The organism is Pseudomonas sp. SORGH_AS_0199, assembly GCF_031453735.1.
In the GTDB taxonomy this organism is placed as follows: domain Bacteria; phylum Pseudomonadota; class Gammaproteobacteria; order Pseudomonadales; family Pseudomonadaceae; genus Chryseomonas; species Chryseomonas aestiva.
On the sequence record NZ_JAVJAE010000001.1, the window covers coordinates 1,376,271 to 1,400,970 of the forward strand.

Sequence of the window (24,700 nt, forward strand, 5' to 3'; positions counted from 1 at the left end):
GTTGGCCGACGCGCAGCCGCCTTTGAAAGGCTTACAGCGGGTTGACCGGCGGTTCCTGCTTCACCACAGGGGCCGCGGTCGCCTGGCTGTTCTGTTCCTTCAGCAGGTCACGGATCTCGGTCAGCAGGACTTGGTCCTTGGTTGGACCGGACGGGGCGGCCTCCTGATGCAGACGCAGGCGGTTGAGCACCTTGATCGCCATGAAGATGGCGAAGGCGATGATCACGAAGTCGAAGATGGTCTGCAGGAACTTGCCATAGGACATCACCACCGCCGGCTGGTCGCCCATGGCCGCGCGCAGGGTGATCGCCAGCTGCGAAAAATCCACGCCCCCCAGCAACAGGCCCAGCGGCGGCGTGATGATGTCGGCCACAAAGGACGACACGATCTTGCCGAAAGCCGCGCCCAGGATGATGCCGACCGCCAGGTCGACCACGTTGCCTCTCATGGCGAATTTCTTGAACTCGGCAATGATGCTCATGCTGCACTCCTTTGGATGGTTTCGAAGAGACGATAGACGATTGTGCTCGCTTCGCTCGGGTTTGGAACCCTGCGAGCGGTCCGGAGGTTCCCCGGCAGCGGCAAATCGCCGCGAAATCGGCAGCTGGTCTTGGCTGTCGCACTTTGTCGAAGGGGCCGGGTCCACCCTTGTACGCCGAGGGCTGCAGCCCTCGCGACTTCCACTTCTCGCCCCCAAGGAGCCCCTGATGGTTGCCAAACACGACCTGCACAAAGACTTTCCCGAATACGCCGAGCAGCTGGACAGCCGTCCCCAGACCGATGCGGCCTTTGCCAAGCTGCTGGAAGACTACGCCAAGCTCGACCAGCAGATCCTCGATCTGGAGGAGGTGGAAGAATCCAGCGGCGACGAGGAACTGGGTCGCCTGCGGCGCGAACGGGTCCTGCTCAAGGACAAGATCGCTCAACAGCTGAAATACCCGTCCTAGCCGTGCCGGGCTCGGCCCTTGGTGCCGAGCCCACGTTTATGCGATTGGCAAGGGCCGCCGGCGTTGCCATCATGGCCTCCCAGGAGAGGACCGATGACCGACGAAGTGGCGATGTACCAGCAGTGGCACCTGTGGATTACCGAGGCGGCCGTGGAAGCCCAGCGCCGTCGCGTACAACTCGAATTCGCCGAATACAGCCGCCTGCTGGCCAACCTGCAGCTGCTCGAACAGGAGCGCTGGCAGCAGGCATTGCCGGTCTGGCTACGGGGCGACGTGGAGATGGTGTCGACGCTCAAGCACTAGCGCCAGAACCTCGCGGCAGACACTGATGACCAGGCGCTGAACGACCGGCGGTACCTGGCGGTCAATGGGGTACCCCAGGCGAATTTCGCCGGGTGAGCGAGGTTTATCCGGCCTACCTGGCCCTCCCAACGAGGATGTCCCCATGAAGCGTACCGCCCTGATCGCCCTGATGATGTTCGCCGCTGCACCCGTATTCGCCAAGGATCTGTGCGCGGTCCAGCTGCAGAAGCTGGACGATGCCAGCAAGATGAAGACCAGCATGATCGGCCCGGGCAGTTCCCAGGCCCAGCAGATCGCCGGTTTCCGCAAGAGCGCCATGGAGGCACAGAAGGCCGGCGACGAGAAGAAGTGCATTGCCCAGGCCAACCAGGCCCTGACCATGCTGCGTCAGCCGGGTGGCGAGGGCAACTAAGGCTCAAGCCCGCTTTTGAGAGAGGCGCGCTCCCCCGGGATCGCGCCTTTTTACTGTCCATGCATCCAGTCGTGATATGCTGGGAATCTTCCTTTCTCGACTGGAGAACTTCGCCATGGCCAAGGCCAAGCGTCTCTACGGCTGCACCGAATGCGGCGCCACCTTTCCCAAGTGGGCGGGTCAGTGCGGCGAGTGCGGTGCCTGGAACACCCTGGTGGAAACCGTCGTCGAGACCTCCGCCGTCCCTTCCGGTCGCGCCGGCTGGGCCGGGGCGCAGGCGACCATCAAGACCCTGGCCGAGGTCAGCGTCGAGGAGACCCCGCGCTTCACCACCGACTCCACCGAACTCGACCGGGTGTTGGGGGGCGGCCTGGTGGATGGCTCCGTGGTGCTGATCGGCGGCGATCCCGGCATCGGCAAGTCCACCATCCTGCTGCAGACCCTCTGCCACCTGGCGGCGCGCATGCCGGCGCTCTATGTCACCGGCGAGGAATCCCAACAGCAGGTGGCCATGCGCGCCCGCCGCCTGGGGCTGCCGGAAGACAAGCTCAAGGTCATGACCGAGACCTGCATCGAGACCATCGTCGCCACCGCCCGCCAGGAAAAGCCGCGGGTCATGGTGATCGACTCCATCCAGACCATCTTCACCGAACAGCTGCAGTCCGCTCCCGGCGGCGTGGCCCAGGTACGCGAGAGCGCGGCGCTGCTGGTGAGATTCGCCAAGCAGACCGGCACCGCCATCTTCCTGGTCGGCCACGTCACCAAGGAAGGCGCCCTGGCCGGGCCGCGGGTGCTCGAGCACATGGTCGACACCGTGCTCTATTTCGAGGGCGAGTCCGACGGCCGTCTGCGCATGCTGCGAGCGGTCAAGAACCGCTTCGGCGCGGTCAACGAACTGGGCGTGTTCGGCATGACCGACAAGGGCCTCAAGGAAGTCTCCAACCCCTCGGCGATCTTTCTCAACCGTGCCCAGGAAGCGGTGGCCGGCAGCGTGGTCATGGCGACCTGGGAGGGCTCGCGGCCGATGCTGGTAGAGGTGCAGGCCCTGGTGGACACCAGTCACCTGGCCAATCCGCGCCGGGTCACCGTGGGCCTCGACCAGAATCGCCTGGCCATGCTGCTGGCGGTGCTGCACCGCCATGGCAGCATTCCCACCTACGACCAGGACGTCTTCATCAACGTGGTCGGTGGGGTCAAGGTGCTGGAGACGGCGGTGGATCTGGCACTGATGTCGGCGGTGATCTCCAGCCTGAGAGACCGCGCCCTGCCGCACGACCTGCTGGTGTTCGGCGAGATCGGCCTGTCCGGCGAGATCCGCCCGGTGCCCAGTGGCCAGGAGCGCCTCAAGGAAGCCGCCAAGCATGGCTTCAAGCGTGCCATCGTACCCAAGGGCAATGCTCCCAAGGATCCGCCGCCCGGTCTGCAGGTAGTCGCGGTGACCCGCCTCGAGCAGGCGCTGGATGCGCTCTTCGAATAGCCCTGGGCAGCATTTGTAATATTTTTTAAAACTCTCGGCGGGGCAGGGTGGTCTATCGGGCGCTTCCACGAACCCGGATACCCGCCATGCCTCGTCTGCTCCCGCTTTCCCTGTTCCTTGCCACCCTTGCCACCAGTGGCCTGGTCCAGGCCGCCGATCCCAGCAGCTCCGCCCCGGCCAGCCTGGAGGTGGATCAGCTGGAGTGGCAGCATGCCGACGAAGGCAGCGTCTTCAATTGGGATCTGGAGGGCTGGGCGCTGGGCGGTGGTGCCAATCGCCTGGATTTCCGCAGCCAGGGCGAGCGCAGCAACGGCCACACCGAGCAGGCCGAGGTGCAGGCGCTCTGGGGACACAGCCTGGCCAAGGGCTGGGGCAGCGTGGCCGGCATTCGCCAGGATTTCAAACCCGGCTCGCCACAGACCTGGGCCGCCCTGGGCATCCAGGAGCACGATCCCGAGGATCTCGACATCGAGATCACCGCCTTCTTCGGCGAGAACAGCCAGACCTCCCTGCGCCTGGAAGCCGAATACGACTGGGCCCTGACCCAGCGGCTGATCCTCCAGCCCCATACCGAGCTCAACTTCTACGGTCGCAACGACGAGTCCCGCGGCCAGGGCGCCGGCTTTGCCGAAAGCGAGGCAGGCTTGCGCCTGAGATACCAGGTGACCCCGGAGGTCGCGCCCTATGTCGGGGTGTCCTGGAACGCCACCCATGGCAATACCGCCGCCATGGCGCGGGAAGAGGGCGAAGACACCCACGACGCGCGCCTGGTGGTGGGTCTGCATCTGGAGTTCTAAACCCGTTGGACTTCGTTTTCGCTCAACCCAACCTACGAGGCTACCGTGTAGGTTGGGTTGAGACGGCTTCATCGTCGAAGCCCAACAGCCAGGGCTGAGCCTCGCGCTCCGTTGGGCTTCGCTTTCGCTCAACCCAACCTACAAGGCTACCGTTACAGGTTGGGTTGAGATGGCCTCATCGTCGAAGCCCGACAGCCAGGGCTGAGCCTCGCGCCTTGGGTTTCGCTTTCGCTCAACCCAACCCACCCAGGTGCTCAGGGCGTGCCCAATGCCGCCAGCTCGCGCTCCAGCAGGGTCTCGTCGCCCAGGTTCAGCTCCACCAGGCGGCGCAGGTGGCTGATGGAATCCAGGTCGATCTGGCGGCAGGCGAAGGCCAGCTGCTCGGGAGTTTCCCGCACCAGCTCCACGCCCATCTTCACCTGGGCCTCGTCGTTCAGCAGGACGCGCAGTTCATAGGTGGCGCTTGGCTGGGCCGACCAGTCGGCGGGCCGCGCCAGCAGCACGCCCTTGAGCGAGATGTCGTCGACGGGCGCTGCCCACTGGTGCTCACCCTGGTGCAACTGCGCAGGGGCATCGAAGGTGAAGCGGGTAAAGCGGCGACGCTCGTTGGTGTCGTTCATGGAAAGGCTTCCTGAGGTTTCCTGATCACTGTAGACGACCGTGGCCGTCCCGTATCGACTGCGCCTGGAAGGGTAGCCGGCTGCGGCCAGCGGAGCCACAGCGAGAGGGCTCATTGGTCGCCAGGATGCGAGCAGTGGCCTTGGTCAGACGCTGGACGTGCCCTCGGGGCGCCAGCCGTACTCACGTGCATGGCGGACCAGGTCGGCCGGCTTCTGGATGTCCAGCTTGCGGCGGATGCTCAGGCGATGGGTCTCCACCGTGCGCACGCTGAGCCCCAGTTGCTGGGCCATGGTCTTGTTGTTGAGACCCTGGGCCATCAGCAGCAACACCTGGCGTTCCCGCGGCGTGAGGTCGCCCTCGCTGGCGCCCCCTTCGCCCAGGCGGGCGGCGATGGCGCTGCTGTAGAAGCGGCCGCCGACCGCCAGGGCTTCCACCGCAGCGATGATCTCCTCCGAGGGTGCATCCTTGAGTACATAGCCGGCCGCGCCGACCCGCAGCGAGGTGCTTACGTACTCGCGATTGTCGTACATGCTCAGGATCAGTACCCGGGCGCGGGGTGCGCGCTCGGCGATCAGGGCGGTCAGCTCCAGGCCATTGATGTCCTTGAGGCCGATGTCCACCAGCAGGATGTCCGGATCGAGGCGCGCCAGCAGGTCGAGGGCCTCCGCGCCGCTGCCGGCCTCGCCGACCACGACGAAGCGCTCGATGGTTCCCAGCAGCGCCCGCACGCCGGCGCGGACCAGGGCATGGTCGTCGACCAGGAGGATGCGGATGGGCGTCATGTCGGGCTTTCCTCGTCGGCCGGGAGGTCCGAGCGTAGCAGAACCACGTCGAGGGTCGTGCCGCCGGGTCCGGACTGGATGGCGCAGCGACCCCCGAACAGCTCCACCCGCTCGCGGATGTTGCGCAGGCCGATGCCGCCGCTGAGGCGCTCCACCTGGCCGGTATCGAAACCGCGGCCGTCGTCGTGCACGGTCAGGCAGATCCAGCGACCGCGGCGTTGCAGGTCGATGACCACGCGCCGGGCCGCGGCGTGGCGCTCGATGTTGGTCAGCGCCTCCTGGACGATGCGAAACAGGGCGACGTCCATGTCGCCGCCGGCGGGACTGTCGTCCAGGGTCTGCCGATAGTCCACGTCCAGGCCGCTGCGTTGGCGGAATTCCTCCACCAGCTGGCCGAGTGCGGCAGGCAGGCCGAGGGTGTCCAGCAGGGAAGGGTGCAGGTCGTGGGAGATGCGGCGGATCTCGCCGATGGCGGCGGCCAGGCGCTGGGTGCCCTCGCGCAGGGTCTCGCCGGCGCCGGACTTGCCCGCGCCCAGTTCGCGGCTGGCCAGTTCGAACTGGAACTTGATGGACACCAGCAACTGGCTGATGCCGTCATGCAACTCGCGCGACAGCCGCGACCTTTCCTCTTCCTGGGAGGTGATGAGTCTCTGGGTCAGCTGCTTGAGCTTGCGATCGGCCAGGCGGTGCTCGCTGACGTTGAGCGTCAGGCCGCCGGCGAACACCAGCAGCACCGCCACCAGGGCCACCCCGGCGCTGGCCAGCAGGGTGGTGCGGATGCCGGCGGCCACGTCGTGGCGGACCTGGGCGAGGGCGGCGTCCACGTCGTCCAGGTAGAGGCCGGTGCCCAGCACCCAGCCCCAGCGTTGCAGCTGGGTCACGTAGGCGAGCTTTTCCGCCATCTGCCCGCTGGAGGGCTTCTGCCAGCCATAGCGCTGGAAGCCATCGCCTTCCCGGGCGCTCCTGAGCAGCGCCTGGATCACCAGCAGGCCGGTACCGTCGGTCAGTTGCCAGAGATCCCGGCCGACCAGTTCGGGCTGGCGTGGATGCATGAGATTGCGGCCATGCTGGTCGTAGACGAAGAAATAGCCGTCGCTGCCGAAGTTCAGACTGGCCAGCAACGCCAGTACCCTGGCCTTGGTCTCCTCGTCGTCGCGACCGCTGCCGTACAGCGGCTGGATGGCGCTGACGCCCATCTCCACATAGTTGCGCAACTCGGTCTTCTTGCTGCCGAGGATGCTGTGTTCGAGCAGCCGGGCCTGCTGCTCGCCCAGGCGCTGGCTCTGTTCCAGTACCACCAGGCAGACCGCGGCCACCGCCAGCAGCAGGGGCAGCAGTCCGAGGGCAACCATCTTGTATTTGAGCTGCATCGGCACCTGTCCGGACTGCCCGCTACGTAGAACTACGTAGCGGGCCTTGGGTAGTTCTGCGAATTTCGCTGTCGCGTCGAGCCGCCGATAGTAATATGGCTCCGCTGTGGGCTCTCACAATAACAAGTATCGCCGCGGCCACTGGTGCGCGGCAGGAGAACAAGCATGACCCGAATGGCCAGCCATCTTGCCTGGTTCGCCGTTGCCGTACTGGGCGCCTTCGCGCTGGGTACCGTGGCGCTGAGTCGAGGCGAAGCGATCAACGCCCTCTGGATCGTGGTCGCCGCCGTGGCGATCTACCTCGTTGCCTACCGCTACTACAGCCTGTTCATCGCCACCAAGGTGATGGGGCTCGACGCCAAAAGAGCCACGCCCGCCGTCCTCAACAACGACGGCCTGGACTACGTCCCCACCAACAAGCACATCCTCTTCGGCCACCACTTCGCCGCCATCGCCGGCGCCGGTCCGCTGGTCGGTCCCGTGCTCGCTGCCCAGATGGGCTATCTGCCCGGCACCCTCTGGCTGATCGCCGGGGTGGTCTTCGCCGGCGCGGTGCAGGATTTCGTGGTGCTGTTCCTCTCCACCCGCCGCAACGGTCGCTCCCTGGGCGACATGGTGCGCGAGGAGATGGGGCGCATCCCCGGCACCATCGCCCTGTTCGGCTGCTTCCTGATCATGATCATCATCCTCGCGGTGCTGGCGCTGATCGTGGTCAAGGCCCTGGCCGAGAGTCCCTGGGGCATGTTCACGGTGATCGCCACCCTGCCGATCGCCATGTTCATGGGCGTCTACATGAGATACATCCGCCCCGGGCGCATCGGCGAGATCTCGCTGGTCGGCGTGGTGCTGCTGCTGGCCTCCATCTGGGCCGGTGGCGTGGTCGCCGCCGATCCGGTGTGGGGTCCGGCCTTCACCTTCACCGGCGTGCAGATCACCTGGATGCTGATCGGCTACGGCTTCGTCGCCGCGGTGCTGCCGATCTGGCTGGTGCTGGCGCCGCGTGACTACCTGTCCACCTTCCTCAAGATCGGCACCATCATCGCCCTGGCCATCGGCATCCTGGTGACCATGCCGACGCTCAAGATGCCGGCCCTGACCCAGTTCGTCGACGGCACCGGTCCGGTGTGGAAGGGCACCCTGTTCCCCTTCCTGTTCATCACCATCGCCTGCGGCGCGGTGTCCGGCTTCCATGCCCTGATCAGCTCGGGCACCACGCCCAAGCTGATCGCCAAGGAAACCCACGCCCGCTACATCGGCTACGGCGCCATGCTGATGGAATCCTTCGTCGCCATCATGGCCATGGTCGCCGCCTCGGTGATCGAGCCGGGCGTCTACTTCGCCATGAACAGCCCGGCCGCCGTGGTCGGTGCCGACGTGGTGTCGGTCGCTGCCAAGATCAGCACCTGGGGCTTCGTGGTAACGCCCGAGATGCTGCAGGCCACTGCGACCGAGATCGGCGAGCACACCATCCTGGCCCGTGCCGGTGGCGCTCCGACCCTGGCGGTGGGGATCGCCCAGATCATGCACAACGTGCTGCCGGGCGAGAACACCATGGCCTTCTGGTACCACTTCGCCATCCTGTTCGAGGCGCTGTTCATCCTCACCGCGGTGGATGCCGGTACCCGCGCCGGACGCTTCATGCTGCAGGACCTGCTGGGCAGCTTCGTGCCGGCGCTGAAGAAGACCGACTCCTGGACCGCCAACGTCATCGGCACCGCCGGTTGCGTCGCCCTCTGGGGCTGGCTGCTGTACCAGGGCGTGGTCGATCCGCTGGGCGGCATCAACACCCTCTGGCCGCTGTTCGGCATTTCCAACCAGATGCTCGCCGGTATCGCTCTGATGCTGGGCTCGGTGGTCCTGATCAAGATGAAGCGCCAGCGCTATGTCTGGGTCACTCTGGTACCGGCCGTCTGGCTGCTGATCTGCACCACCACCGCCAGCCTGATCAAGCTGTTCGATTCGAATCCGGCGGTCGGCTTCCTGGCCCTGGCCAAGAAGTACAGCACCGCCATAGCCCAGGGGCAGGTGATCGCCCCGGCCAAGAGCATGGAACAGATGCAGCACATCGTCTTCAACGCCTACACCAACGCCACCCTGTCGGTGCTGTTCCTGGTGGTGGTGATGAGCATCCTGTTCTTTTCCATCAAGGTCGGTCGCGCCGCCCTGGCCAAGCCCGAGCGCAGCGATCGAGAGACCCCCTTCCAGCCGGTAGCGGGTTCCTAAAGGAGCACTCTCATGTTCAATGACCTGGGTCGCATGGGCAAATACCTCGGGCAGGCCGCCAAGATGCTGGTGGGCATGCCCGACTACGACACCTATGTCGAGCACATGCGCGGCAAGCATCCGGACCAGCCGGTGATGAGCTACGAAGCCTTCTTCCGCGAGCGCCAGGAAGCGCGCTACGGTGGCGGCAAGTCCGGCGCCATACGCTGCTGCTGACCCAGGGTCTCCATTGGAACCTGTTCATGATCTGCTGCGCGTCGGCCAAACGGCGTTGAAAAGGCCCTGGAAGGCCAGCCCCGTCGGAATGCTCATTTACCACTCGTAAACTCGAGCGCGAGTCCGATCCGCTTCCTCAGGCCTTTTCGTGGGGCCGCCTAGGCCTTGCTTGGCTCTAGCTCGCGAGATCGTGAGCAGGTTCCAAGGCCGGGCTCCATGCCCGGCCTCTTTCTGTCTGGAGTTTTCCATGCGTGAACCTATTCCCGTCACCGTCCTGACCGGCTTTCTCGGTGCCGGCAAGACCACCCTGCTCAAGCACATCCTGCAGGCCGAGCACGGCCTCAGGATCGCCGTGATCGAAAACGAATTCAGCGCCCTCGACGTCGACGGCGAACTGCTCGAAGACGCCGGCGCCGTGCAGCTGATGAAGGTCGCCAACGGCTGCGTCTGCTGCACCGGCAGCAAGGACCTGGCCTATGCCCTGACCGTGCTGCTGGAGCGGCTGGACAGCGGCGAGCTGGATTTCGAGCGGCTGGTGGTGGAGTGCACGGGTCTCGCCGATCCCGGTCCGGTGGCCCAGACCTTCTTTACCGACGAGCTCCTGCGCGAGCGCTATCTGCTCGACGGGGTGCTGACCCTGGTGGACGCCGTCCACGCCAGCGAGCAACTGAGCGATCCGCTGCTGCAGGCGCAGATCGGGTTCGCCGATCGCCTGCTGCTGACCAAGCTCGATCTGGCCGAACCGGCGGCGATCGAGGCGCTGGAGAATCGCCTGCAGCGCATCAACCGCCGCGCGCCGATCCGCCATGTCGACCATGGCCGCATCGACCTGGCCGAGTTGCTGGATATCCGCGGCTTCAACCTGCACGACGAGGACCTGGCGCCACCGACGCTGTTCCGGCCGCTGCGACCGGTGTCGGAAGCCGTCAGTCTCACCGAGCGCATCCAGTCCATCGCCATCCGCGAGTCGCGCCCCTACGACCAAGACAAGATCGGCAAGGTGATGGAGATGCTGCTCGACACCCTCGGCTGCGACCTGCTGCGCTACAAGGGCCTGCTCAACATCGCGGGCGAGGAGCGCCGCCTGCTGTTCCAGGGCGTGCAGCAGATCTATGCCGCCGACTGGGAGCGCGACTGGCTGGCCGACGAGGAGCGCGAGAGTCGCGTGGTGCTGATCGGCATGGACCTGCCGGAAGAGCGCATCCGCGCCGCCTTCGAGCGGGCAGTGGCGCGCGCCTGAGGCGGGCTGGGTCACCAGCAACAGAATCAGGGCGGGTAGCGCCGTGGGACGCAGAACCCTAAGGCGCCTTCGATATGGGCTTCAGCGATCCGGGCTTCCGGCCATGCCTGAGCGCGGTGTCGGCGCCAATGGGATGGCGGCAATCCGGTCGATGACGCCGGACGAGGCGTAGCGCCACCGAACCAAATATCCCTCACCGAGGACGCTCTGCATGCTCCTGCTATGGCAAGCCCTGGTCACTGGCGGCCTGATCCTGCTAGGCGCGCTGCTGATCGATCACCTGCTGCCGCACCGGGAGACGCGCGCACGGCGCTGGTGGCGGCGAATTGCCCTGGTCGTCATGGGCAGTCTGGCCGGTATCGCTGGTCGGCTATTGGTGGGCTGGCCCTAGACGTCGCTATCCGCGGCCTGGCCGGTACGACTGGCCAGTCGCTCCAGGGCCGCCTTGAGCTTGGGGTCGCGGATGCCGGCCGCGACTTCGCGCAGGCTGTCGGCGCCGACCTGACTGACCTGGCGCAATGGCCGGACACGGGTGGCGACGCCAGGGTTCGGCTGCATCTTGAACTGCAGGCGCGTCAGTCCGGCGAACTCCGGCGCCTTCTGCAAGAAGCGCAGTAGGCGCGGCTGCTGGTAGCGCAGTCGCGTCGCCCAGTGGGCGTCGTTGACCACCAGCAACAGCGTGCCCTCGCGCCAGCTGGCCACCCGGCAATGAGGTCGGGCGGCGGGTTGCAGCTGCTCTTCCAGCAACTGTTGCAGCCGGCCCAGCCGCTCGGCCTCGCGAAACAGCGCCTTGAGCGGTTTGGCCTGGCGCAGCAGGGCGGCGGGAGCGACGGCGGAGAGGGGGCGAAAGGCCATGCGCAGGACTCGCGATGGGCGAAGAGGAGACGCCGATGGTAACAGATCGCTCTGGCGTCCTGGCGGCCAGGGGGCCGTCGTTCTTTCCTCATCGGCATTTCCGAGTAGAATGCCCGATTACCATCGCGGGACACCGCGGGTTTCAACCCCCGCGCCCAGGCGTCTGGCCAGGCTCTGCAGAGGCCTTGCCGCCCGTTTCGCTCCCCTCATTCCAGCGGAAGAATTCCAGTCGATATGTTTGCGCCTTTGTTGAAGAAATTCTTTGGAAGCAAGAACGAACGAGATGTCAAACGCCTAGGCAAGGTCGTGGTGGCCACCAATGCGTTGGAATCCCAGATTGCCTCCCTGAGCGACGAGCAACTGCGCGCCAAGACCGAGGAATTCAAGCAGCGCGTCGCGCAGGGCGAGTCCCTCGACGTGCTGATGCCCGAGGCCTTCGCCGTGGTCCGCGAGGCCGGCAAGCGGGTCATGGGCATGCGCCACTTCGACGTCCAGCTGATCGGCGGCGCCGCGCTGCACGAAGGCAAGATCGCCGAGATGCGTACCGGTGAGGGCAAGACCCTGGTGGGCACCCTGCCGGTCTATCTCAACGCGCTGTCCGGCAAGGGCGTCCACGTGGTCACGGTGAACGACTACCTGGCCCGCCGCGACGCCAACTGGATGCGGCCGCTGTACGAATTCCTCGGCCTGTCGGTCGGCATCATCCTGCCGTTCCAGCCGCCGGAAGAGAAACGCGCCGCCTATGCCTCGGACATCACCTACGGCACCAACAACGAATTCGGCTTCGACTACCTGCGCGACAACATGGCCTTCAGCATGGCCGAGAAGTACCAGCGCGAGCTGAACTTCGCGGTGGTCGACGAGGTGGACTCCATCCTCATCGACGAAGCCCGGACCCCGCTGATCATCTCCGGCCAGGCCGAAGACAGCTCCGAGCTCTACCAGAAGATCAACCTGCTGATCCCGCGTCTGCAACAGCACATCGAGGAAGAGGAAGGCAATCCGACCCAGGTCGGCCACTACACCATCGATGAAAAGACCCGCCAGGTGGAGATCACCGAGCTGGGTCACCAGTTCATCGAGGAGATGCTCACCGAGACCGGTCTGCTGGCCGAGGGCGAGAGCCTCTACTCCGCGCACAACCTGGGCCTCTTGACCCACGTGTTCGCCGGCCTGCGCGCCCACACCCTGTTCCATCGCAACGTCGAGTACATCGTCCAGCAGGACCAGGTGCTGCTGATCGACGAGCACACCGGCCGGACCATGCCGGGTCGTCGTCTCTCCGAAGGCCTGCACCAGGCCATCGAGGCCAAGGAAGGACTGCCGATCCAGCCCGAGAGCCAGACCCTGGCCTCGACCACCTTCCAGAACTACTTCCGCCTCTACAACAAGCTCGGTGGCATGACCGGCACCGCCGACACCGAGGCCTTCGAATTCCGCCAGATCTACAACCTCGACGTGCTGGTGATCCCGACCCACCGCGAGATCGCCCGTAAGGACTTCAACGACCTGGTCTATCTGACCCAGGCCGAGAAGTACCAGGCCATCATCGAGGACGTGAAGCAGTGCCAGGCCGAAGGCCGTCCGGTGCTGGTGGGTACCGCCTCCATCGAGAGCTCCGAGTACGTCGACCAGCTGCTGACCCAGGCCGGCATCGAGCACAAGGTGCTCAACGCCAAGTACCACGAACGGGAAGCCGAGATCATCGCCCAGGCCGGTCGTCCGGGCGCCGTGACCATCGCCACCAACATGGCCGGTCGTGGTACCGACATCCTGCTCGGCGGCAACTGGGAAGTGGAAGCCGCGGCCCTGGAGAATCCCACCGCGGAGCAGATCGCCGCGATCAAGGCCGCCTGGCAGGCGCGCCACAAGCAGGTCATCGATGCCGGCGGCCTGCACGTGATCGCCTCCGAGCGCCACGAATCCCGCCGGATCGACAACCAGCTGCGCGGTCGTGCCGGCCGCCAGGGCGACCCGGGTTCCAGCCGCTTTCTACCTGTCGCTGGAAGACAGCCTGATGCGCATCTTCGCCTCCGACCGGGTGAAGAACTTCATGAAGGCCCTGGGCATGCAGGGTGGCGAGGCCATCGAGCACCGCATGGTCACCAACGCCATCGAGAAGGCGCAGCGCAAGGTCGAGGGTCGCAACTTCGATATCCGCAAGCAGCTGCTGGAATACGATGACGTGGCCAACGAGCAGCGCAAGGTGATTTATCACATGCGCGACACCCTGTTGGAAAACGAAGACGTCGGCGACACCATCAAGGGCTTCCGCGAGGAGACCCTGACCCAGGTGGTCAACGAGCACATCCCGCCGCAGTCGCTGCCCGAACAGTGGGACGTTCCCGGCCTGGAAGCCGAGATCTACAGCGTCTTCGGTCAGCAACTGCCCATCGGCCAATGGCTGGACGAAGACGACAAGCTGTACGAGGACACCCTGCGGGTGAAGATCCTCGAACAGCTCGAAGCCGCCTACCTGGAAAAGGAAGACATGGCCGGTCGCGAAGCCCTGCGCAACTTCGAGAAGCAGATGCTGCTGCGGGTGGTCGACGACCTCTGGAAAGACCACCTCACCACCATGGATCACCTGCGTCACGGCATCCATCTGCGCGGCTACGCCCAGAAGAACCCAAAGCAGGAATACAAGCGCGAGTCCTTCAACCTGTTCCAGGAACTGCTGGACAGCATCAAGCGCGACACCATTCGCGTGCTGTCCCACGTCCAGGTACGCCGGGAAGATCCGGCCGAGGAAGAAGAGCGCATGCGCCGCGAGGCCGAGGCCCTGGCCGAGCGCATGCAGTTCCAGCACGCTGAGGCCCCTTCGCTGGTCGACCCCGAGGTGCTCGAGGACGAGCAGGGCGAGGACACCGTGGTGCCCTTGCAGCCCCAGCGCAATGACCAGAAGATCGGTCGCAACGAGCCGTGCCCCTGTGGCTCCGGCAAGAAGTACAAGCAGTGCCACGGCAAGCTCGACTGAGGGCCGGTCCGGGCAGCCGCGGCGACGGCAACCTGTCGGCATAGGCGCCGACAGGTTGTAAACTCCACCCGCTAGGCTGTCTGCGCCCCTTGCCCAGGCTGGGCGAGGCGAGCGCGGGAAGGCTGCTTTCCACGCCGCGACCGGTTTTCCGCTCGCGGCGTTTCCTTTTCTTTCACTGGAGTTTTCCCATGGCTGTCGGTCTCGGTCCGCTCTCCACGCTGCACCCGGTTCCCGGTTTCGAACTCGGTATCGCCTCCGCCGGCATCAAGCGTCCCGGGCGCAAGGATGTGGTGGTGATGCGCTGTGCCGAAGGCTCCAGCGTGGCCGGGGTCTTCACCCTGAACGCCTTCTGCGCCGCGCCGGTGATCGTCGCCCGCCAGCGCTTTGCCGGTCCCGTGCGCTACCTGCTGACCAACACCGGTAACGCCAACGCCGGTACCGGGCAGCCCGGTCTGGCCGCGGCCGAGCGCACCACCAAGACCCTGGCTACCCTGGCCAGCGTCGGCGAGGAGGCGGTGCTGCCGTTCTCCACCGGGGTGATCGGCGAACCGCTGCCCGTGGAGAAGATCGAAGCCGCGCTGCCGGCCGCCCTGGCCGATCTTGCCGAAGACAACTGGGCCGCTGCCGCCACCGGCATCATGACCACCGACACCCTGCCCAAGGGCGCCAGCCGCCAGTTCCAGGTGGACGGCATCACCGTTACCGTGACCGGTATCAGCAAGGGCGCCGGCATGATCAAGCCGAACATGGCGACCATGCTCGGCTACGTGGCCACCGACGCCAAGGTCGCCCGGAGCCTGCTGCAGGATCTGCTGGCCGACGCCGCCAACCGCTCCTTCAACCGCATCACCATCGATGGCGACACCTCCACCAACGACTGCTGCATGCTGGTGGCCACCGGCCAGGCGGCCATGGCGGAAATCACCCAGCCCAGCGGCGGCGCCTTCGAGCAACTGCGCGAGGCGGTGTTCGCGGTATTCGCCGAACTGGCCCAGGCCATCGTGCGTGACGGCGAGGGTGCCACCAAGTTCGTCACCGTGCAGGTCAATGGTGGCGGCAATGCCCAGGAGTGCCTGGACGTCGGCTACGCCGTGGCCCATTCGCCGCTGATCAAGACCGCGCTGTTCGCCTCCGATCCCAACTGGGGCCGCATCCTCGCCGCCGTCGGCCGGGCCGGCGTGCCCCAGCTGGATGTCAGCCTGATCGACGTCTTCCTTGGCGGCGTGCAGATCTGCCAGCAGGGCGGTCGCGCGGCCACCTATACGGAAGAGCAGGGCGCGCGGGTCATGGCCCAGGCCGAGATCGAGATCCGCATCGAGCTGGGTCGCGGCAGCCATAGCGAGACCATCTGGACCACCGACCTGTCCCACGACTATGTGAAGATCAACGCCGAGTACCGTACCTGACGGCTACCCGACGCCTGGGCGTCCGCTCCGGCGGGCGCCTGCGGCGGTCCTCGCGGGCCGCATCGTTTCGAGGAATCCCCGCATGTCCCAGCTGCAACTCGTGATCGGCAACAAGAATTTCTCCTCCTGGTCGTTACGGGCCTGGCTGGCCATGGAGCTCAGCGGCGCCGCCTTCGAGGAGGTGTCGATCCCGCTCTATACCCCCAACAGCCGCGCCCTGCTCAAGGCCCAGTCGCCTACCGGCAAGGTGCCGGTGCTCAAACTGGCCGAGGGCACCATCTGGGATTCCCTGGCCATCGTCGAGTATCTCGCCGAGGCCTATCCCGATGCCGGGCTGTGGCCGACGGACACCCTGGCCCGCGCCCATGCCCGCGCCCTGTGCGCCGAGATGCACAGTGGCTTCCTGGCCCTGCGCCGCGAGCTGCCCATGGATCTGCGTCGCCGCCAGCGGCTGAAGTCGACCACCGCCGAGGCGGTGGAAGACATCCAGCGCATCCAGCGCCTGTGGCGCGAATGCCGCGAGCGCTATGGCCAGCAGGGCCCCTACCTGTTCGGTACGCCGACCATCGCCGATGCCTTCTATGCCCCGGTCGCCAGCCGCTTCCGCAGCTACGGGGTGGAACTGTCGGCCGAGGCGGCCGCCTATGTCGAAACCATCTACGCCTGGCCGGCCTTCCAGCGCTGGCTGGCGGAGGCTGAAACGGAGGAGCAGAGCGCATGACTCGTCTGCATGTCGTCGCGGCGGTGATTCGCGACCCCCAGGGGCAGATCCTTATCGCCCAACGCCCCGCGCACAAGCACCAGGGCGGCCTCTGGGAGTTTCCGGGAGGCAAGGTGGAGGCCGGTGAAGCTCCGGCCGTGGCCCTTGCGCGCGAACTGGCCGAAGAGCTGGGTATCCAGGTGACAGCGGCTCGCCCGCTGCTGCAGGTGCGCCACGACTATCCCGACCAGGCGGTACTGCTGGATGTCTGGCAGGTGGACGCCTTCAGCGGCGACGCCCATGGCGCCGAAGGCCAGCCGCTGGCCTGGGTGGCCCCGCGTGACCTGGTCAACTACGACTTCCCGGCGGCCAATCGGCCCATCGTCCAGGCGGCGCGTCTGCCAGACCGCGCTACCTCATCACCCCTGGCGAATTGACCACTGCGGAATTGCTCAACGGCCTGCACCGGGCCCTGGACAGTGGCATCCGCCTGGTCCAGCTGCGCACGCCGGACAACTTCGATCCGCAGTACCGCGACCTGGCGGGCGACGTCCAGGGGCTCTGCACCGGACGCGCCCAGCTGATGCTCAAGGGACCGCTGGAATGGCTGGGCGATTTTCCTGCCGCCGGCTGGCACCTGACCGCCGAGCAACTGCGTCGTTATGCGCCCAATGGCCGACCCTTCCCGGAGCAGCGCCTGCTGGCGGCTTCCTGCCACGACGCCGAGGAGCTGGCCCTGGCCCAGCAGATGGGGGTGGATTTCATCACCCTGTCGCCGGTGATGCCCACCGCGAGCCATCCCGGCGCCCCGACCCTCGGCTGGGTCAAGGCCCAGCAACTGCTGGCCGACTGCAACCTGCCGGCCTATCTGCTGGGGGGGCTAGGCGATGACGATCTCGCCGGCGCCTGGCAGGCCGGCGCCCAGGGCGTGGCGGCGATCCGCGCGTTCTGGCCTACACCGGCGTAGGTTGGCGCTGAGCGTAGCGAAGCCCAACAGGGACGAACGGAACTCGTGACCCTGGGCTTCGTCGGTAGAGCTATCCCAGCCGCCTGCGAAGCCCAAGAAAAAGCCCGCCAATTGGCGGGCTTTTCCTAACGGCGAAGAAAATTACAGCCGCGGATAGTCGATGTAGCCCACCGGGCCCTTGCTGTAGAAGGTGTCCGGGTGCGGCTCGTTCAGCGCGGCGTCCTGTTCCAGCCGTTGCGGCAGATCCGGGTTGGCGATGAAGGGCACGCCGAAAGCCACGGCATCGGCCTTGCCTTCGTCGAGCCAGGCATTGGCCTTGGCCTTGTCGAATTTCTCGTTGGCGATGTACACGCCACCAAAGGCCGCCTTGAGGTCCGGGCCGAGGCTGTCGCTGCCGGCCGCTTCGCGGATGCAGATGAAGGCGACCTGGCGCTGGCCCAGCTCGCGAGCGACATGGCCAAAGGTGGCGGCAGGGTCGCTGTCGCCCATGGTGTGCATGTCGCCACGGGTGGACAGGTGCACGCCGACGCGATCGGCGCCCCAGACATCGATGCAGGCATCGGTCACTTCCAGCAGCAGCCGGGCGCGATTCTCGATGGAGCCGCCATAGTTGTCGGTACGCTGGTTGGTGTCGCTCTGCAGGAACTGGTCGAGCAGATAGCCGTTGGCCCCATGGACCTCGACGCCGTCGAAGCCGGCGCGCTTGGCGTTCTCGGCGCCATGCCGATAGGCGGCGACGATGCCGGGGATCTCGGCGGTTTCCAGCGCCCGCGGGGTGACATAGTCACGCTTGGGGCGCAGCAGGCTGACGTGACCCTGGGCGGCGATGGCGCTTGGCGCCACCGGGAGTTCGCCGTCGAGGTAACGGGGATCGGAGATGCGGCCCACATGCCAGAGTTGCAGCACGATGCGGCCACCGGCCTTGTGCACGGCAGTGGTCACCCGTTGCCAGCCAGCCACCTGCGCGTCGGACCAGATGCCGGGGGTGTCGGGATAACCCACGCCCATGGGGTCCACCGAGGTGGCCTCAGTGATGATCAGTCCGGCGGACGCGCGTTGCACGTAGTACTCGACCATCAGGTCGCCCGGGACCCGGCCCGGTTCGGCGCGGCAGCGAGTGAGGGGCGCCATGATGACGCGGTTGGGCAGTTCCAGGGCGCCGATCTTGATCGGCTCGAACAGCTGAGTCATGGCTAGCTCTCTTGATTAGCTGGCGGTCGCCAGGCCGCTCTTGCGGGCCTGGCTGGCGGTCAGCAGGGTGGCGATGAGGGCCAGCAGGGCGAGCCCGCTGGCGGCAAGGGGTACCGCGGTAAGACCCAGGCCGTGGTCGATCACCAGGCCGCCGACCCAGGCGCCGAGGGCATTGCCCACGTTGAAGGCGCCGATGTTGAGGGTCGAGACCAGATTCGGCGCGTCCTTGCCGAAGGTGACCACGTTGATCTGCAGGGCCGGCACGGCGGCGAAGGCGGCCGCGGCCCAGAGGAATAGGGTGATTTCCGCCGGCAGGAAAGCGTGGCCGGTCCAGCGCAGCGCGGCGGAGGTCAGCGCCAGGGCGACGAAGATGCCTACCAGGCTGGTAGCCAGGCGCCAGTCGGCCAGGCGGCCGCCGATGAAGTTGCCCAGGGTCAGGCCCAGGCCGATCAGCAGCAGGGTGCCAGTGACGCCGCGCGGCGAGACACCGGTGACTTCCTGCAGCAGCGGCGCCACATAGGTGAAGAGGGCGAACATGGAGGCGGCGAAGAACACCGTCATCGACAGCGCCAGCCAGAAGCCCAGGCCGCGCAGGGCGAGCAGCTCCCGGCGCAGGTCTGCGCGCGGCTGGTTGCGGTCGGCCGGCAGTACCCGCCAGAGCCCGATCAGGGCGACCACGCCGATCACCACCACCGCCCAGAAGGTCGAGCGCCAGCCGGCCGCCTGGCCCAGGGCGGTACCCAGGGGCACGCCCAGCACATTGGCCAGGGTCAGACCGGTGAACATCAGGGCCACCGCCGAGGCGCGGCGATTCTCCGGGACCAGGCTCGCGGCGACGACCGCGCCGATACCGAAGAAGGCGCCATGGCAGAGGGCGGTGACCACCCGCGCCAGCATGAGCATGTTGTAGCCGCTGGCCACCGCGCAGAGCAGGTTGCCGACGATGAAGATGCCCATCAGGGCGAGCAGGGCGCGCTTGCGCGGCCAGTGGGCCGTGGCCAAGGCCATGAAGGGCGCGCCGACGGCTACACCCAGGGCATAGCCGGTGACCAGCCAGCCGGCGCTGGGGATGGACACGCCGAGATCGGCGGCGACGTTGGGCAGCAGGCCCATGATGACGAATTCGGTGGTGCCGATGGCGAAAGCGCTCAGCGCCAGCACGATGAGAGAAGCGGGCATCAGGATTCCTTGCAGACTAGAGTTCGCGAGCGAGACGTTGCACAAAGGCCTGGATGGCGGCCTCGTCGCGTTGATAGAACACCCATTGGCCGATGCGCCGCGTAGTGACCAGGCCGGCCCGGGTCAGTACCGCCAGGTGCGCCGAGACCGTCGACTGCGACAGCCCGGCACGGGCCTCGATCTGCCCGGCGCAGACGCCCGTGCCCAGGTCATGGTCCTGGTGCGGGAAGTACCGTTGGGGATCGCGCAGCCAGTCGAGGATCTGGCGGCGCAGGGGATTGGCCAGGGCTTTGAGGATCTCGTCCATCACGGTCGCATCGTCATATTGGGTGGTAGCGAACCTTAGATCGTAAAAAACCGATATGCAAGCTATCCATCTTCGATTCTGCCTATCGTGGACTTAGAGGCTCACTATCGCGATAAGTGTCCAGGGGCGCCGCTTCGTTCAGTTGCGATTCAGATCACGCGGCTAGAATTGCCAGGTGCGGCCCCATTCGCCGCAATGGATCTTCAAGGAGTAAAGACATGGCGCTGCCCACCCGTATCCTTCTCGCCAGCCTGGCCCTGGCCACCCTGGCTGGATGCGCTTCCCCCAATCCCTACGAAAATCAGGGTCAGGCCAGCGGTGGCACCTCCAACACCGCCAAGTACGGTGGCCTGGGCGCTCTCGCCGGCGCCGTCGCCGGTGCTGCCATCGATCACAATCATCGGGGCAAGGGTGCGCTGATCGGCGCCGCGGCCGTGGGCGCAGCGGCAGCGGGCTATGGCTACTACGCCGACCGCCAGGAAGCCGAATTGCGCCGGCAGATGGAAAACACCGGCGTCGAGGTGCAGCGCCAGGGCGATGACATCAAGCTGATCATGCCCGGCAACATCACCTTCGCCACCGACTCGGCCGACATCGCCAACAGCTTCTACAAGCCGCTGAACGACCTGGCCAATTCCTTCAAGCAGTTCGATCAGAACAGCATCGAGATCGTCGGCTATACCGACAGCACCGGCAGCCGCGCCCACAACGTCGAGTTGTCCCAGCGCCGGGCGCAGAACGTCGCCGGCTACCTGACCGCCCAGGGCGTACCCGCGGCGCGGCTGAGTACCCGCGGCGCCGGTCCCGATGCGCCCATCGCCAGTAACGCCACCGCCGACGGCCGGGCGCAGAATCGTCGCGTCGAGGTCAATCTGCGTCCCCTGCCCGGAGCGACCGGCACCCCCGCCCAGTAATGACCGCTCGTCGCCCGTGAACCGCAGTTTCCACGCCCTCGTGAAGGGCGGCGGAAACTGCTTTTCCATTTTGCGCTCTGATAGACGTCGCAAAGGCCCCCTCCTGTCAAATGGCAGGCGGCAGGCGCCTGTCCGGCTGCTACGCTAGTAGGGTTGGAGCGACACATCGCATAACGGACACGAAGGGAAGGGGTAGCCAGCCGCATATGGCTGCTGCACGGCGGCAGAAGCCGCGGGGAGAAAAGGCTTGATGGAGTGCCCGTTACCGCAGTCAGAGCAAGGCCCGGTGTTGCTGGTGGTGGACGACCGCCAGGAGAACCTGTTCGCCATGCAGGCCGTGCTGGAGGTCGGAAATTGGCGAGTGATCACCGCTGCCTCGGGTGAGCGTGCCCTGCAACACCTGCTGGACGAAACCGTGGACCTGGTCCTGCTCGACGTCCAGATGCCGATCATGGACGGCTTCGAGGTGGCGCGCATCATGCGCAGCAACCTGCGTACCCGCTTCACCCCGATCATCTTCGTTTCCGCCGAAGCCCACTCCTACGAATCGGTGCTGCGTGGCTATGCCACCGGCGCGGTCGACTATCTGCTCAAGCCCGTCGATCCCAATATCCTCCGCCACAAGGTGCGCTCGCTGCTCGATCACGAGCGCAATCGTCGCGAGTTGCTGCAGGCCACCCAGCAGCTGGAGCTGGCCAAGTCCTTCAGCGACTCGCTGCTCGACAATGCCGCCGAGGGCATCCTCACCGTCAACGAGCAGGGCCGGGTGACATTCGCCAACGCCGCCATCGCCCGCATGTTGCGCTGCAGCGTCAGTGACCTGGTGCATGCCAACTTCCTCGACTTCCTCGAAGGGGGCAGCGGTCTCGACGACTGGCAGACCTCGCCCTTCATGGAACACTACGACCGCCGCGAGACCTATCGCCTGCACGACGCCCGCCTGCGCACCAATCGCGGCGACAGCCTGCCGGTGGCGCTGTCCTGCGCACCGCTGCCGCGCATGCAGCGGGCCATGGTCATCATCGCCCTGGACATGTCGCGCATGCGCGAGTTGCAGGACCAGCTCGAATCCCAGGCCGTCACCGATGCCCTGACCGGGCTGCTTAATCGCCGCGGCTTCAACCAGACCCTGGAAGCGGCGCTGGCGCGCAGCGGCCGCAACGGCAAGCGCATGGCCGTGCTCTACATCGATCTCGACGGTTTCAAGCGCATCAATGATTCGCTCGGCCACGAGGCCGGGGATCGGGTGCTGTGCATCGTCGCCGAGCAGCTCAAGAGCTGCATGCGGCCCTACGACATCCTGGCCCGCATGGGCGGCGACGAATTCACCGCGCTGCTCGATTCCCTCGAACATCCCGAGGATGCCGCCCGCGTCGCCGAGAAGCTCCTGGAGCTGCTGGCCACGGTGCATCGCATCGACGGCATGGAGGTCAGCCTGGGCGCCAGCATCGGCATCGCCAGCTATCCCGATTGCGGCCATACCGTGGACGGCCTGCTGAGATCCGCCGACATCGCCATGTACGAGGCCAAGCGTGGCGGGCGCCAGCAGTATCGCTTCTTCTCGCCGGAAATGAATGGCCGTGCGCGTTCCCGGCTGATGCTCGAAGAAAGCGTGCGCAATGCCATCGACAACAAGGATTTCGTGCTTGCCTACCAGCCGCAGGTCTATCTGCGCGATGGTCGCCTGCGGGGCTTCGAGGCGCTGCTGCGCTGGGAGCACACGGTGGCCGGCAAGGTCTCGCCCAGTGTCTTCATCCCGCTGCTGGAAGAGACCCGGCTGATCAACCGCATCGGCGACTGGATCTTCCGCGAAGGCGCCACCAAGCTGCAGTCCCTGCAGGAGATCTACGGCGACGAACTGTTGCTGAGCATCAACCTCAGCCCCGTGCAGTTCGGCATGCCGCAATTGGCGGAAAGCCTGCGCCAGATCATCGAGACCCATGGGCTGCAACCCAGGCAGCTGGAAATCGAGGTGACCGAGTCGGCGCTGATGCACGACATCGACTACACGCGGGCGCAGCTGTCGCAACTGCGCGCCCTCGGTGTGCGCATCGCGGTGGACGACTTCGGCACCGGCTATTCCTCGCTGGCGTACCTGCGCCACTTCGAGCTGGATACCCTCAAGATCGATCAGCTGTTCATCGCCAACATGCTCGATTCCTCGCGCGATGCCGCCATCGTCAGCACCATCCTCGAGCTGGGCCGCAACCTGGATCTGGAAGTCATCGCCGAAGGCGTGGAGACCCTGGAGCAGCGTGACTGGCTGATCGAGCACGGCTGCGAGATCATGCAGGGCTTCCTGGTTTCCCGACCGCTGAGCGCCGAGGTGACCGGACGCTTCCCCCAGCAGGTGGACTGGGCCGCCAAGCGGCCCGAGCCAACGCTCTAGGCGCCCTGAGGGCCTGCGCCAGCAGCGAGCAGCCGCCGTCCATCGGCGCAGGCCGCGGACCAGGCGGCGTGCCAGAGCTGGCGGGACTTCCCGGGCCGGCACCTGGCCAGCCAAACCACGCACGCCACTGAACGAACACCCGTCCGTGCCTTCTTATGCAAGGGCCACAGGCACGGAGTAGGAAGCATGCGGGGCGCCGTCTTTCCATGGCGGGAAAACAACAGGTTCGAATTGCTGGTGGACGGCGGTCGGTTCTTTCCGGCCATGCTCGAATCCATCGCTGGCGCCAGTCGCCAGATCGATGTCGAACTCTATCTGGTGGAAGCCGGCAGCTGCTCCGAGCAGCTGCTCGTGGCCCTGACCGAGGCGGCCCGCCGCGGCGTCGCGGTACGCTGCCTGTTCGATGGCTTCGGTACCCTGCGGATGGATGCCGGCTTGCGCCGTCAGCTGGAGGAAGCCGGCGCCGAGCTGCGCGTCTTCAATCCCGTGCGCTTCGGCCACGGCCTGCACAACCTGCACCGCGATCATCGCAAGATCTTCATCATCGACGGCGCGGAAGCCTTCGTCGGTGGTAGCGGCGCGACCGACGACTTCTGGGATCCGGCCAAGAGCGACTGCAACTGGCACGAGGTGATGGTGCGCATCCAGGGGCCGCTGGTGGAAGACTGGCTGGCCCTGTTCGAGCGCCAATGGGAAGCGGTCGGTCGCCGCCGCGCCTGGAAGCCGCGTCCGCGGCGCGGGCGCGAGCGTCCACCGCCACCACCCGCTGCCCAGGAAGGGCAGGGCCGGGTGGCCTATGCCGACGCCCGCCAGCACCGAGACATCCTCCAGGCACTGATTCGGGCCCTGGTGGGCGGCCAGCAACGCATCTGGTTCGCCACTCCCTATTTCCTGCCGACCTGGCGCGTGCGCTGGGCGCTCAGGCGCGCGGCGCGCCGCGGCGTCGACGTGCGCCTGCTGCTCACCGGTCGGCACACCGATAATCCGCCGGTGCGTTTCGCCGGGCAACGCTACTACCGCAGTCTGTTGCGCGCCGGTGTACGCATCTACGAATACCAGCCGAGATTCATCCACGCCAAGATGGTGCTGGTGGACAACTGGGTCAGTGTCGGCTCCTGCAACTTCGATCACTGGAATCTGAGGTTCAACCTGGAGGCCAATGTCGAAGCGGTGGATCGCGGCCTGAGTCAGGCGGTGGCGGCCAGCTTCGTCAAGGATTTCGCCCAGAGCCGCGAGATCACCCTGGAATTCTGGCGCAGTCGCCCCTGGTGGAGACGGGCGCGCGAATGGCTGTGGGGTTCGCTGGATCGCCTGGTGATCGGTGTACTGGGTCGCGGTTAGCAGCCCCGGTTGTCAGGTGCGGGTAACATAACCGATCCGGCGCTGTTGGCCGGACCCATCGTCCCGCGGACGAGGCCAGACGAGTA

At 66.2% G+C, this 24,700-nt stretch carries 21 protein-coding genes and 3 pseudogenes; 16 read left to right on the forward strand and 8 right to left on the reverse strand.

Going from position 1 to position 24,700, the window contains the following annotated elements; translation table 11 throughout:
- Positions 1-31: 31 nt before the first annotated feature.
- Complete coding sequence (gene mscL, locus QE444_RS06460) at positions 32-481, reverse strand: large-conductance mechanosensitive channel protein MscL (protein ID WP_309737573.1); 450 nt, start codon at positions 479-481, stop codon at positions 32-34.
- Between the two features lie 226 nt (positions 482-707).
- Here mscL and QE444_RS06465 point away from each other — a divergent pair, with 226 nt between their 5' ends.
- From QE444_RS06465 to QE444_RS06485, 5 genes are all read left to right on the forward strand, one after another.
- The gene (locus QE444_RS06465) at positions 708-947 is read left to right on the forward strand and encodes a YdcH family protein (protein WP_007162691.1); all 240 of its coding nucleotides are present in this window, start codon (positions 708-710) and stop codon (positions 945-947) included.
- Between the two features lie 93 nt (positions 948-1,040).
- Entirely contained in the window at positions 1,041-1,250 is a 210-nt protein-coding gene (locus tag QE444_RS06470; protein ID WP_183633565.1) for a hypothetical protein, read from the forward strand.
- Positions 1,251-1,392: 142 nt separating this feature from the next.
- Positions 1,393-1,662, forward strand: coding sequence for a hypothetical protein (locus tag QE444_RS06475; protein ID WP_309737574.1), 270 nt, complete (start codon positions 1,393-1,395; stop codon positions 1,660-1,662).
- Between the two features lie 115 nt (positions 1,663-1,777).
- A complete protein-coding gene (radA, locus tag QE444_RS06480) occupies positions 1,778-3,139 on the forward strand; it encodes a DNA repair protein RadA (RefSeq protein ID WP_017639095.1) in 1,362 nt (453 codons plus the stop codon).
- Positions 3,140-3,225: 86 nt separating this feature from the next.
- A complete protein-coding gene (locus QE444_RS06485; protein WP_285386806.1) occupies positions 3,226-3,936 on the forward strand; it encodes a copper resistance protein B in 711 nt (236 codons plus the stop codon).
- Positions 3,937-4,190: 254 nt separating this feature from the next.
- Here the strand turns inward: QE444_RS06485 and QE444_RS06490 are convergent, their stop codons facing one another.
- The 3 genes from QE444_RS06490 to QE444_RS06500 form a co-directional block, all read right to left on the reverse strand.
- The gene (locus QE444_RS06490) at positions 4,191-4,556 is read right to left on the reverse strand and encodes a PilZ domain-containing protein (protein ID WP_309737575.1); all 366 of its coding nucleotides are present in this window, start codon (positions 4,554-4,556) and stop codon (positions 4,191-4,193) included.
- 144 nt (positions 4,557-4,700) lie between these two features.
- Positions 4,701-5,339, reverse strand: a complete 639-nt coding sequence (locus QE444_RS06495; protein WP_187981170.1) for a response regulator transcription factor — start codon at positions 5,337-5,339, stop codon at positions 4,701-4,703.
- Positions 5,336-6,709: a cache domain-containing protein gene (locus QE444_RS06500; protein ID WP_273863139.1), complete on the reverse strand. Its 1,374-nt coding sequence runs from the start codon at positions 6,707-6,709 to the stop codon at positions 5,336-5,338. The genes QE444_RS06495 and QE444_RS06500 overlap by 4 nt, the downstream gene beginning before the upstream one ends.
- A 165-nt stretch (positions 6,710-6,874) precedes the next feature.
- On the opposite strand from QE444_RS06500, the gene QE444_RS06505 reads away from it, so the two are divergent.
- The 4 genes from QE444_RS06505 to QE444_RS06520 all read left to right on the forward strand — a co-directional run bounded on the left by QE444_RS06505 (position 6,875) and on the right by QE444_RS06520 (position 10,779).
- The gene (locus QE444_RS06505) at positions 6,875-8,932 is read left to right on the forward strand and encodes a carbon starvation CstA family protein (protein WP_280310872.1); all 2,058 of its coding nucleotides are present in this window, start codon (positions 6,875-6,877) and stop codon (positions 8,930-8,932) included.
- Between the two features lie 12 nt (positions 8,933-8,944).
- Positions 8,945-9,148 (forward strand): YbdD/YjiX family protein, encoded by a 204-nt coding sequence (locus QE444_RS06510; protein WP_007162682.1) that lies wholly within the window; start codon positions 8,945-8,947, stop codon positions 9,146-9,148.
- 247 nt (positions 9,149-9,395) lie between these two features.
- Positions 9,396-10,388, forward strand: coding sequence for a GTPase (gene yjiA, locus QE444_RS06515; RefSeq protein WP_309737577.1), 993 nt, complete (start codon positions 9,396-9,398; stop codon positions 10,386-10,388).
- Between the two features lie 211 nt (positions 10,389-10,599).
- Positions 10,600-10,779 carry a hypothetical protein gene (locus QE444_RS06520; protein WP_280310879.1) on the forward strand — a complete coding sequence of 60 codons (180 nt, stop codon included), beginning with the start codon at positions 10,600-10,602 and terminating at the stop codon, positions 10,777-10,779.
- On the opposite strand, the gene QE444_RS06525 is transcribed toward QE444_RS06520, so the two are convergent.
- Positions 10,776-11,243, reverse strand: a complete 468-nt coding sequence (locus tag QE444_RS06525; protein WP_280310881.1) for a DUF721 domain-containing protein — start codon at positions 11,241-11,243, stop codon at positions 10,776-10,778. The genes QE444_RS06520 and QE444_RS06525 overlap by 4 nt on opposite strands.
- A 234-nt stretch (positions 11,244-11,477) precedes the next feature.
- On the opposite strand from QE444_RS06525, the pseudogene secA reads away from it, so the two are divergent.
- The 4 genes and pseudogenes from secA to QE444_RS06545 all read left to right on the forward strand — a co-directional run bounded on the left by secA (position 11,478) and on the right by QE444_RS06545 (position 17,293).
- Positions 11,478-14,220: pseudogene (gene secA / locus QE444_RS06530) on the forward strand (preprotein translocase subunit SecA).
- Between the two features lie 188 nt (positions 14,221-14,408).
- Positions 14,409-15,626 carry a bifunctional glutamate N-acetyltransferase/amino-acid acetyltransferase ArgJ gene (argJ, locus tag QE444_RS06535; RefSeq protein WP_280310884.1) on the forward strand — a complete coding sequence of 406 codons (1,218 nt, stop codon included), beginning with the start codon at positions 14,409-14,411 and terminating at the stop codon, positions 15,624-15,626.
- Positions 15,627-15,708: 82 nt separating this feature from the next.
- Positions 15,709-16,347, forward strand: a complete 639-nt coding sequence (locus tag QE444_RS06540) for a glutathione S-transferase family protein (protein WP_133862118.1) — start codon at positions 15,709-15,711, stop codon at positions 16,345-16,347.
- Positions 16,344-17,293 (forward strand): annotated as a pseudogene (locus QE444_RS06545) (Nudix family hydrolase). Before QE444_RS06540 ends, QE444_RS06545 begins: the two are co-directional and overlap by 4 nt.
- 141 nt (positions 17,294-17,434) lie before the next feature.
- On the opposite strand, the gene QE444_RS06550 reads toward QE444_RS06545, so the two are convergent.
- The 3 genes from QE444_RS06550 to QE444_RS06560 are packed head-to-tail and all read right to left on the reverse strand — an operon-like array spanning position 17,435 to position 19,970.
- Positions 17,435-18,484: an alkene reductase gene (locus QE444_RS06550; protein ID WP_093254064.1), complete on the reverse strand. Its 1,050-nt coding sequence runs from the start codon at positions 18,482-18,484 to the stop codon at positions 17,435-17,437.
- A 15-nt stretch (positions 18,485-18,499) separates the two neighbouring features.
- Positions 18,500-19,663 carry an MFS transporter gene (locus QE444_RS06555; RefSeq protein WP_133862115.1) on the reverse strand — a complete coding sequence of 388 codons (1,164 nt, stop codon included), beginning with the start codon at positions 19,661-19,663 and terminating at the stop codon, positions 18,500-18,502.
- Positions 19,664-19,679: 16 nt separating this feature from the next.
- Positions 19,680-19,970 (reverse strand): metalloregulator ArsR/SmtB family transcription factor, encoded by a 291-nt coding sequence (locus QE444_RS06560; protein ID WP_309741933.1) that lies wholly within the window; start codon positions 19,968-19,970, stop codon positions 19,680-19,682.
- Between the two features lie 195 nt (positions 19,971-20,165).
- On the opposite strand from QE444_RS06560, the pseudogene QE444_RS06565 reads away from it, so the two are divergent.
- The 3 genes and pseudogenes from QE444_RS06565 (at position 20,166) to QE444_RS06575 (ending at position 24,614) form a co-directional block, all read left to right on the forward strand.
- Positions 20,166-20,884 (forward strand): annotated as a pseudogene (locus QE444_RS06565) (OmpA family protein).
- 250 nt (positions 20,885-21,134) lie between these two features.
- Positions 21,135-23,273 (forward strand): bifunctional diguanylate cyclase/phosphodiesterase, encoded by a 2,139-nt coding sequence (locus QE444_RS06570; RefSeq protein WP_280310893.1) that lies wholly within the window; start codon positions 21,135-21,137, stop codon positions 23,271-23,273.
- A gap of 186 nt (positions 23,274-23,459) precedes the next feature.
- Entirely contained in the window at positions 23,460-24,614 is a 1,155-nt protein-coding gene (locus tag QE444_RS06575) for a phosphatidylserine/phosphatidylglycerophosphate/cardiolipin synthase family protein (protein WP_187981179.1), read from the forward strand.
- Positions 24,615-24,700 lie beyond the last annotated feature (86 nt).

What these genes read in the sequence shown, in the direction of transcription:
- mscL (WP_309737573.1), bottom strand. Translation starts at nt 481, where the DNA reads ATGAGCATCATTGCCGAGTTCAAGAAATTCGCCATGAGAGGCAACGTG.
- QE444_RS06465 (WP_007162691.1), top strand. Translation starts at nt 708, where the DNA reads ATGGTTGCCAAACACGACCTGCACAAAGACTTTCCCGAATACGCCGAG.
- QE444_RS06470 (WP_183633565.1), top strand. Translation starts at nt 1,041, where the DNA reads ATGACCGACGAAGTGGCGATGTACCAGCAGTGGCACCTGTGGATTACC.
- QE444_RS06475 (WP_309737574.1), top strand. Translation starts at nt 1,393, where the DNA reads ATGAAGCGTACCGCCCTGATCGCCCTGATGATGTTCGCCGCTGCACCC.
- radA (WP_017639095.1), top strand. Translation starts at nt 1,778, where the DNA reads ATGGCCAAGGCCAAGCGTCTCTACGGCTGCACCGAATGCGGCGCCACC.
- QE444_RS06485 (WP_285386806.1), top strand. Translation starts at nt 3,226, where the DNA reads ATGCCTCGTCTGCTCCCGCTTTCCCTGTTCCTTGCCACCCTTGCCACC.
- QE444_RS06490 (WP_309737575.1), bottom strand. Translation starts at nt 4,556, where the DNA reads ATGAACGACACCAACGAGCGTCGCCGCTTTACCCGCTTCACCTTCGAT.
- QE444_RS06495 (WP_187981170.1), bottom strand. Translation starts at nt 5,339, where the DNA reads ATGACGCCCATCCGCATCCTCCTGGTCGACGACCATGCCCTGGTCCGC.
- QE444_RS06500 (WP_273863139.1), bottom strand. Translation starts at nt 6,709, where the DNA reads ATGCAGCTCAAATACAAGATGGTTGCCCTCGGACTGCTGCCCCTGCTG.
- QE444_RS06505 (WP_280310872.1), top strand. Translation starts at nt 6,875, where the DNA reads ATGACCCGAATGGCCAGCCATCTTGCCTGGTTCGCCGTTGCCGTACTG.
- QE444_RS06510 (WP_007162682.1), top strand. Translation starts at nt 8,945, where the DNA reads ATGTTCAATGACCTGGGTCGCATGGGCAAATACCTCGGGCAGGCCGCC.
- yjiA (WP_309737577.1), top strand. Translation starts at nt 9,396, where the DNA reads ATGCGTGAACCTATTCCCGTCACCGTCCTGACCGGCTTTCTCGGTGCC.
- QE444_RS06520 (WP_280310879.1), top strand. Translation starts at nt 10,600, where the DNA reads ATGCTCCTGCTATGGCAAGCCCTGGTCACTGGCGGCCTGATCCTGCTA.
- QE444_RS06525 (WP_280310881.1), bottom strand. Translation starts at nt 11,243, where the DNA reads ATGGCCTTTCGCCCCCTCTCCGCCGTCGCTCCCGCCGCCCTGCTGCGC.
- argJ (WP_280310884.1), top strand. Translation starts at nt 14,409, where the DNA reads ATGGCTGTCGGTCTCGGTCCGCTCTCCACGCTGCACCCGGTTCCCGGT.
- QE444_RS06540 (WP_133862118.1), top strand. Translation starts at nt 15,709, where the DNA reads ATGTCCCAGCTGCAACTCGTGATCGGCAACAAGAATTTCTCCTCCTGG.
- QE444_RS06550 (WP_093254064.1), bottom strand. Translation starts at nt 18,484, where the DNA reads ATGACTCAGCTGTTCGAGCCGATCAAGATCGGCGCCCTGGAACTGCCC.
- QE444_RS06555 (WP_133862115.1), bottom strand. Translation starts at nt 19,663, where the DNA reads ATGCCCGCTTCTCTCATCGTGCTGGCGCTGAGCGCTTTCGCCATCGGC.
- QE444_RS06560 (WP_309741933.1), bottom strand. Translation starts at nt 19,970, where the DNA reads ATGGACGAGATCCTCAAAGCCCTGGCCAATCCCCTGCGCCGCCAGATC.
- QE444_RS06570 (WP_280310893.1), top strand. Translation starts at nt 21,135, where the DNA reads ATGGAGTGCCCGTTACCGCAGTCAGAGCAAGGCCCGGTGTTGCTGGTG.
- QE444_RS06575 (WP_187981179.1), top strand. Translation starts at nt 23,460, where the DNA reads ATGCGGGGCGCCGTCTTTCCATGGCGGGAAAACAACAGGTTCGAATTG.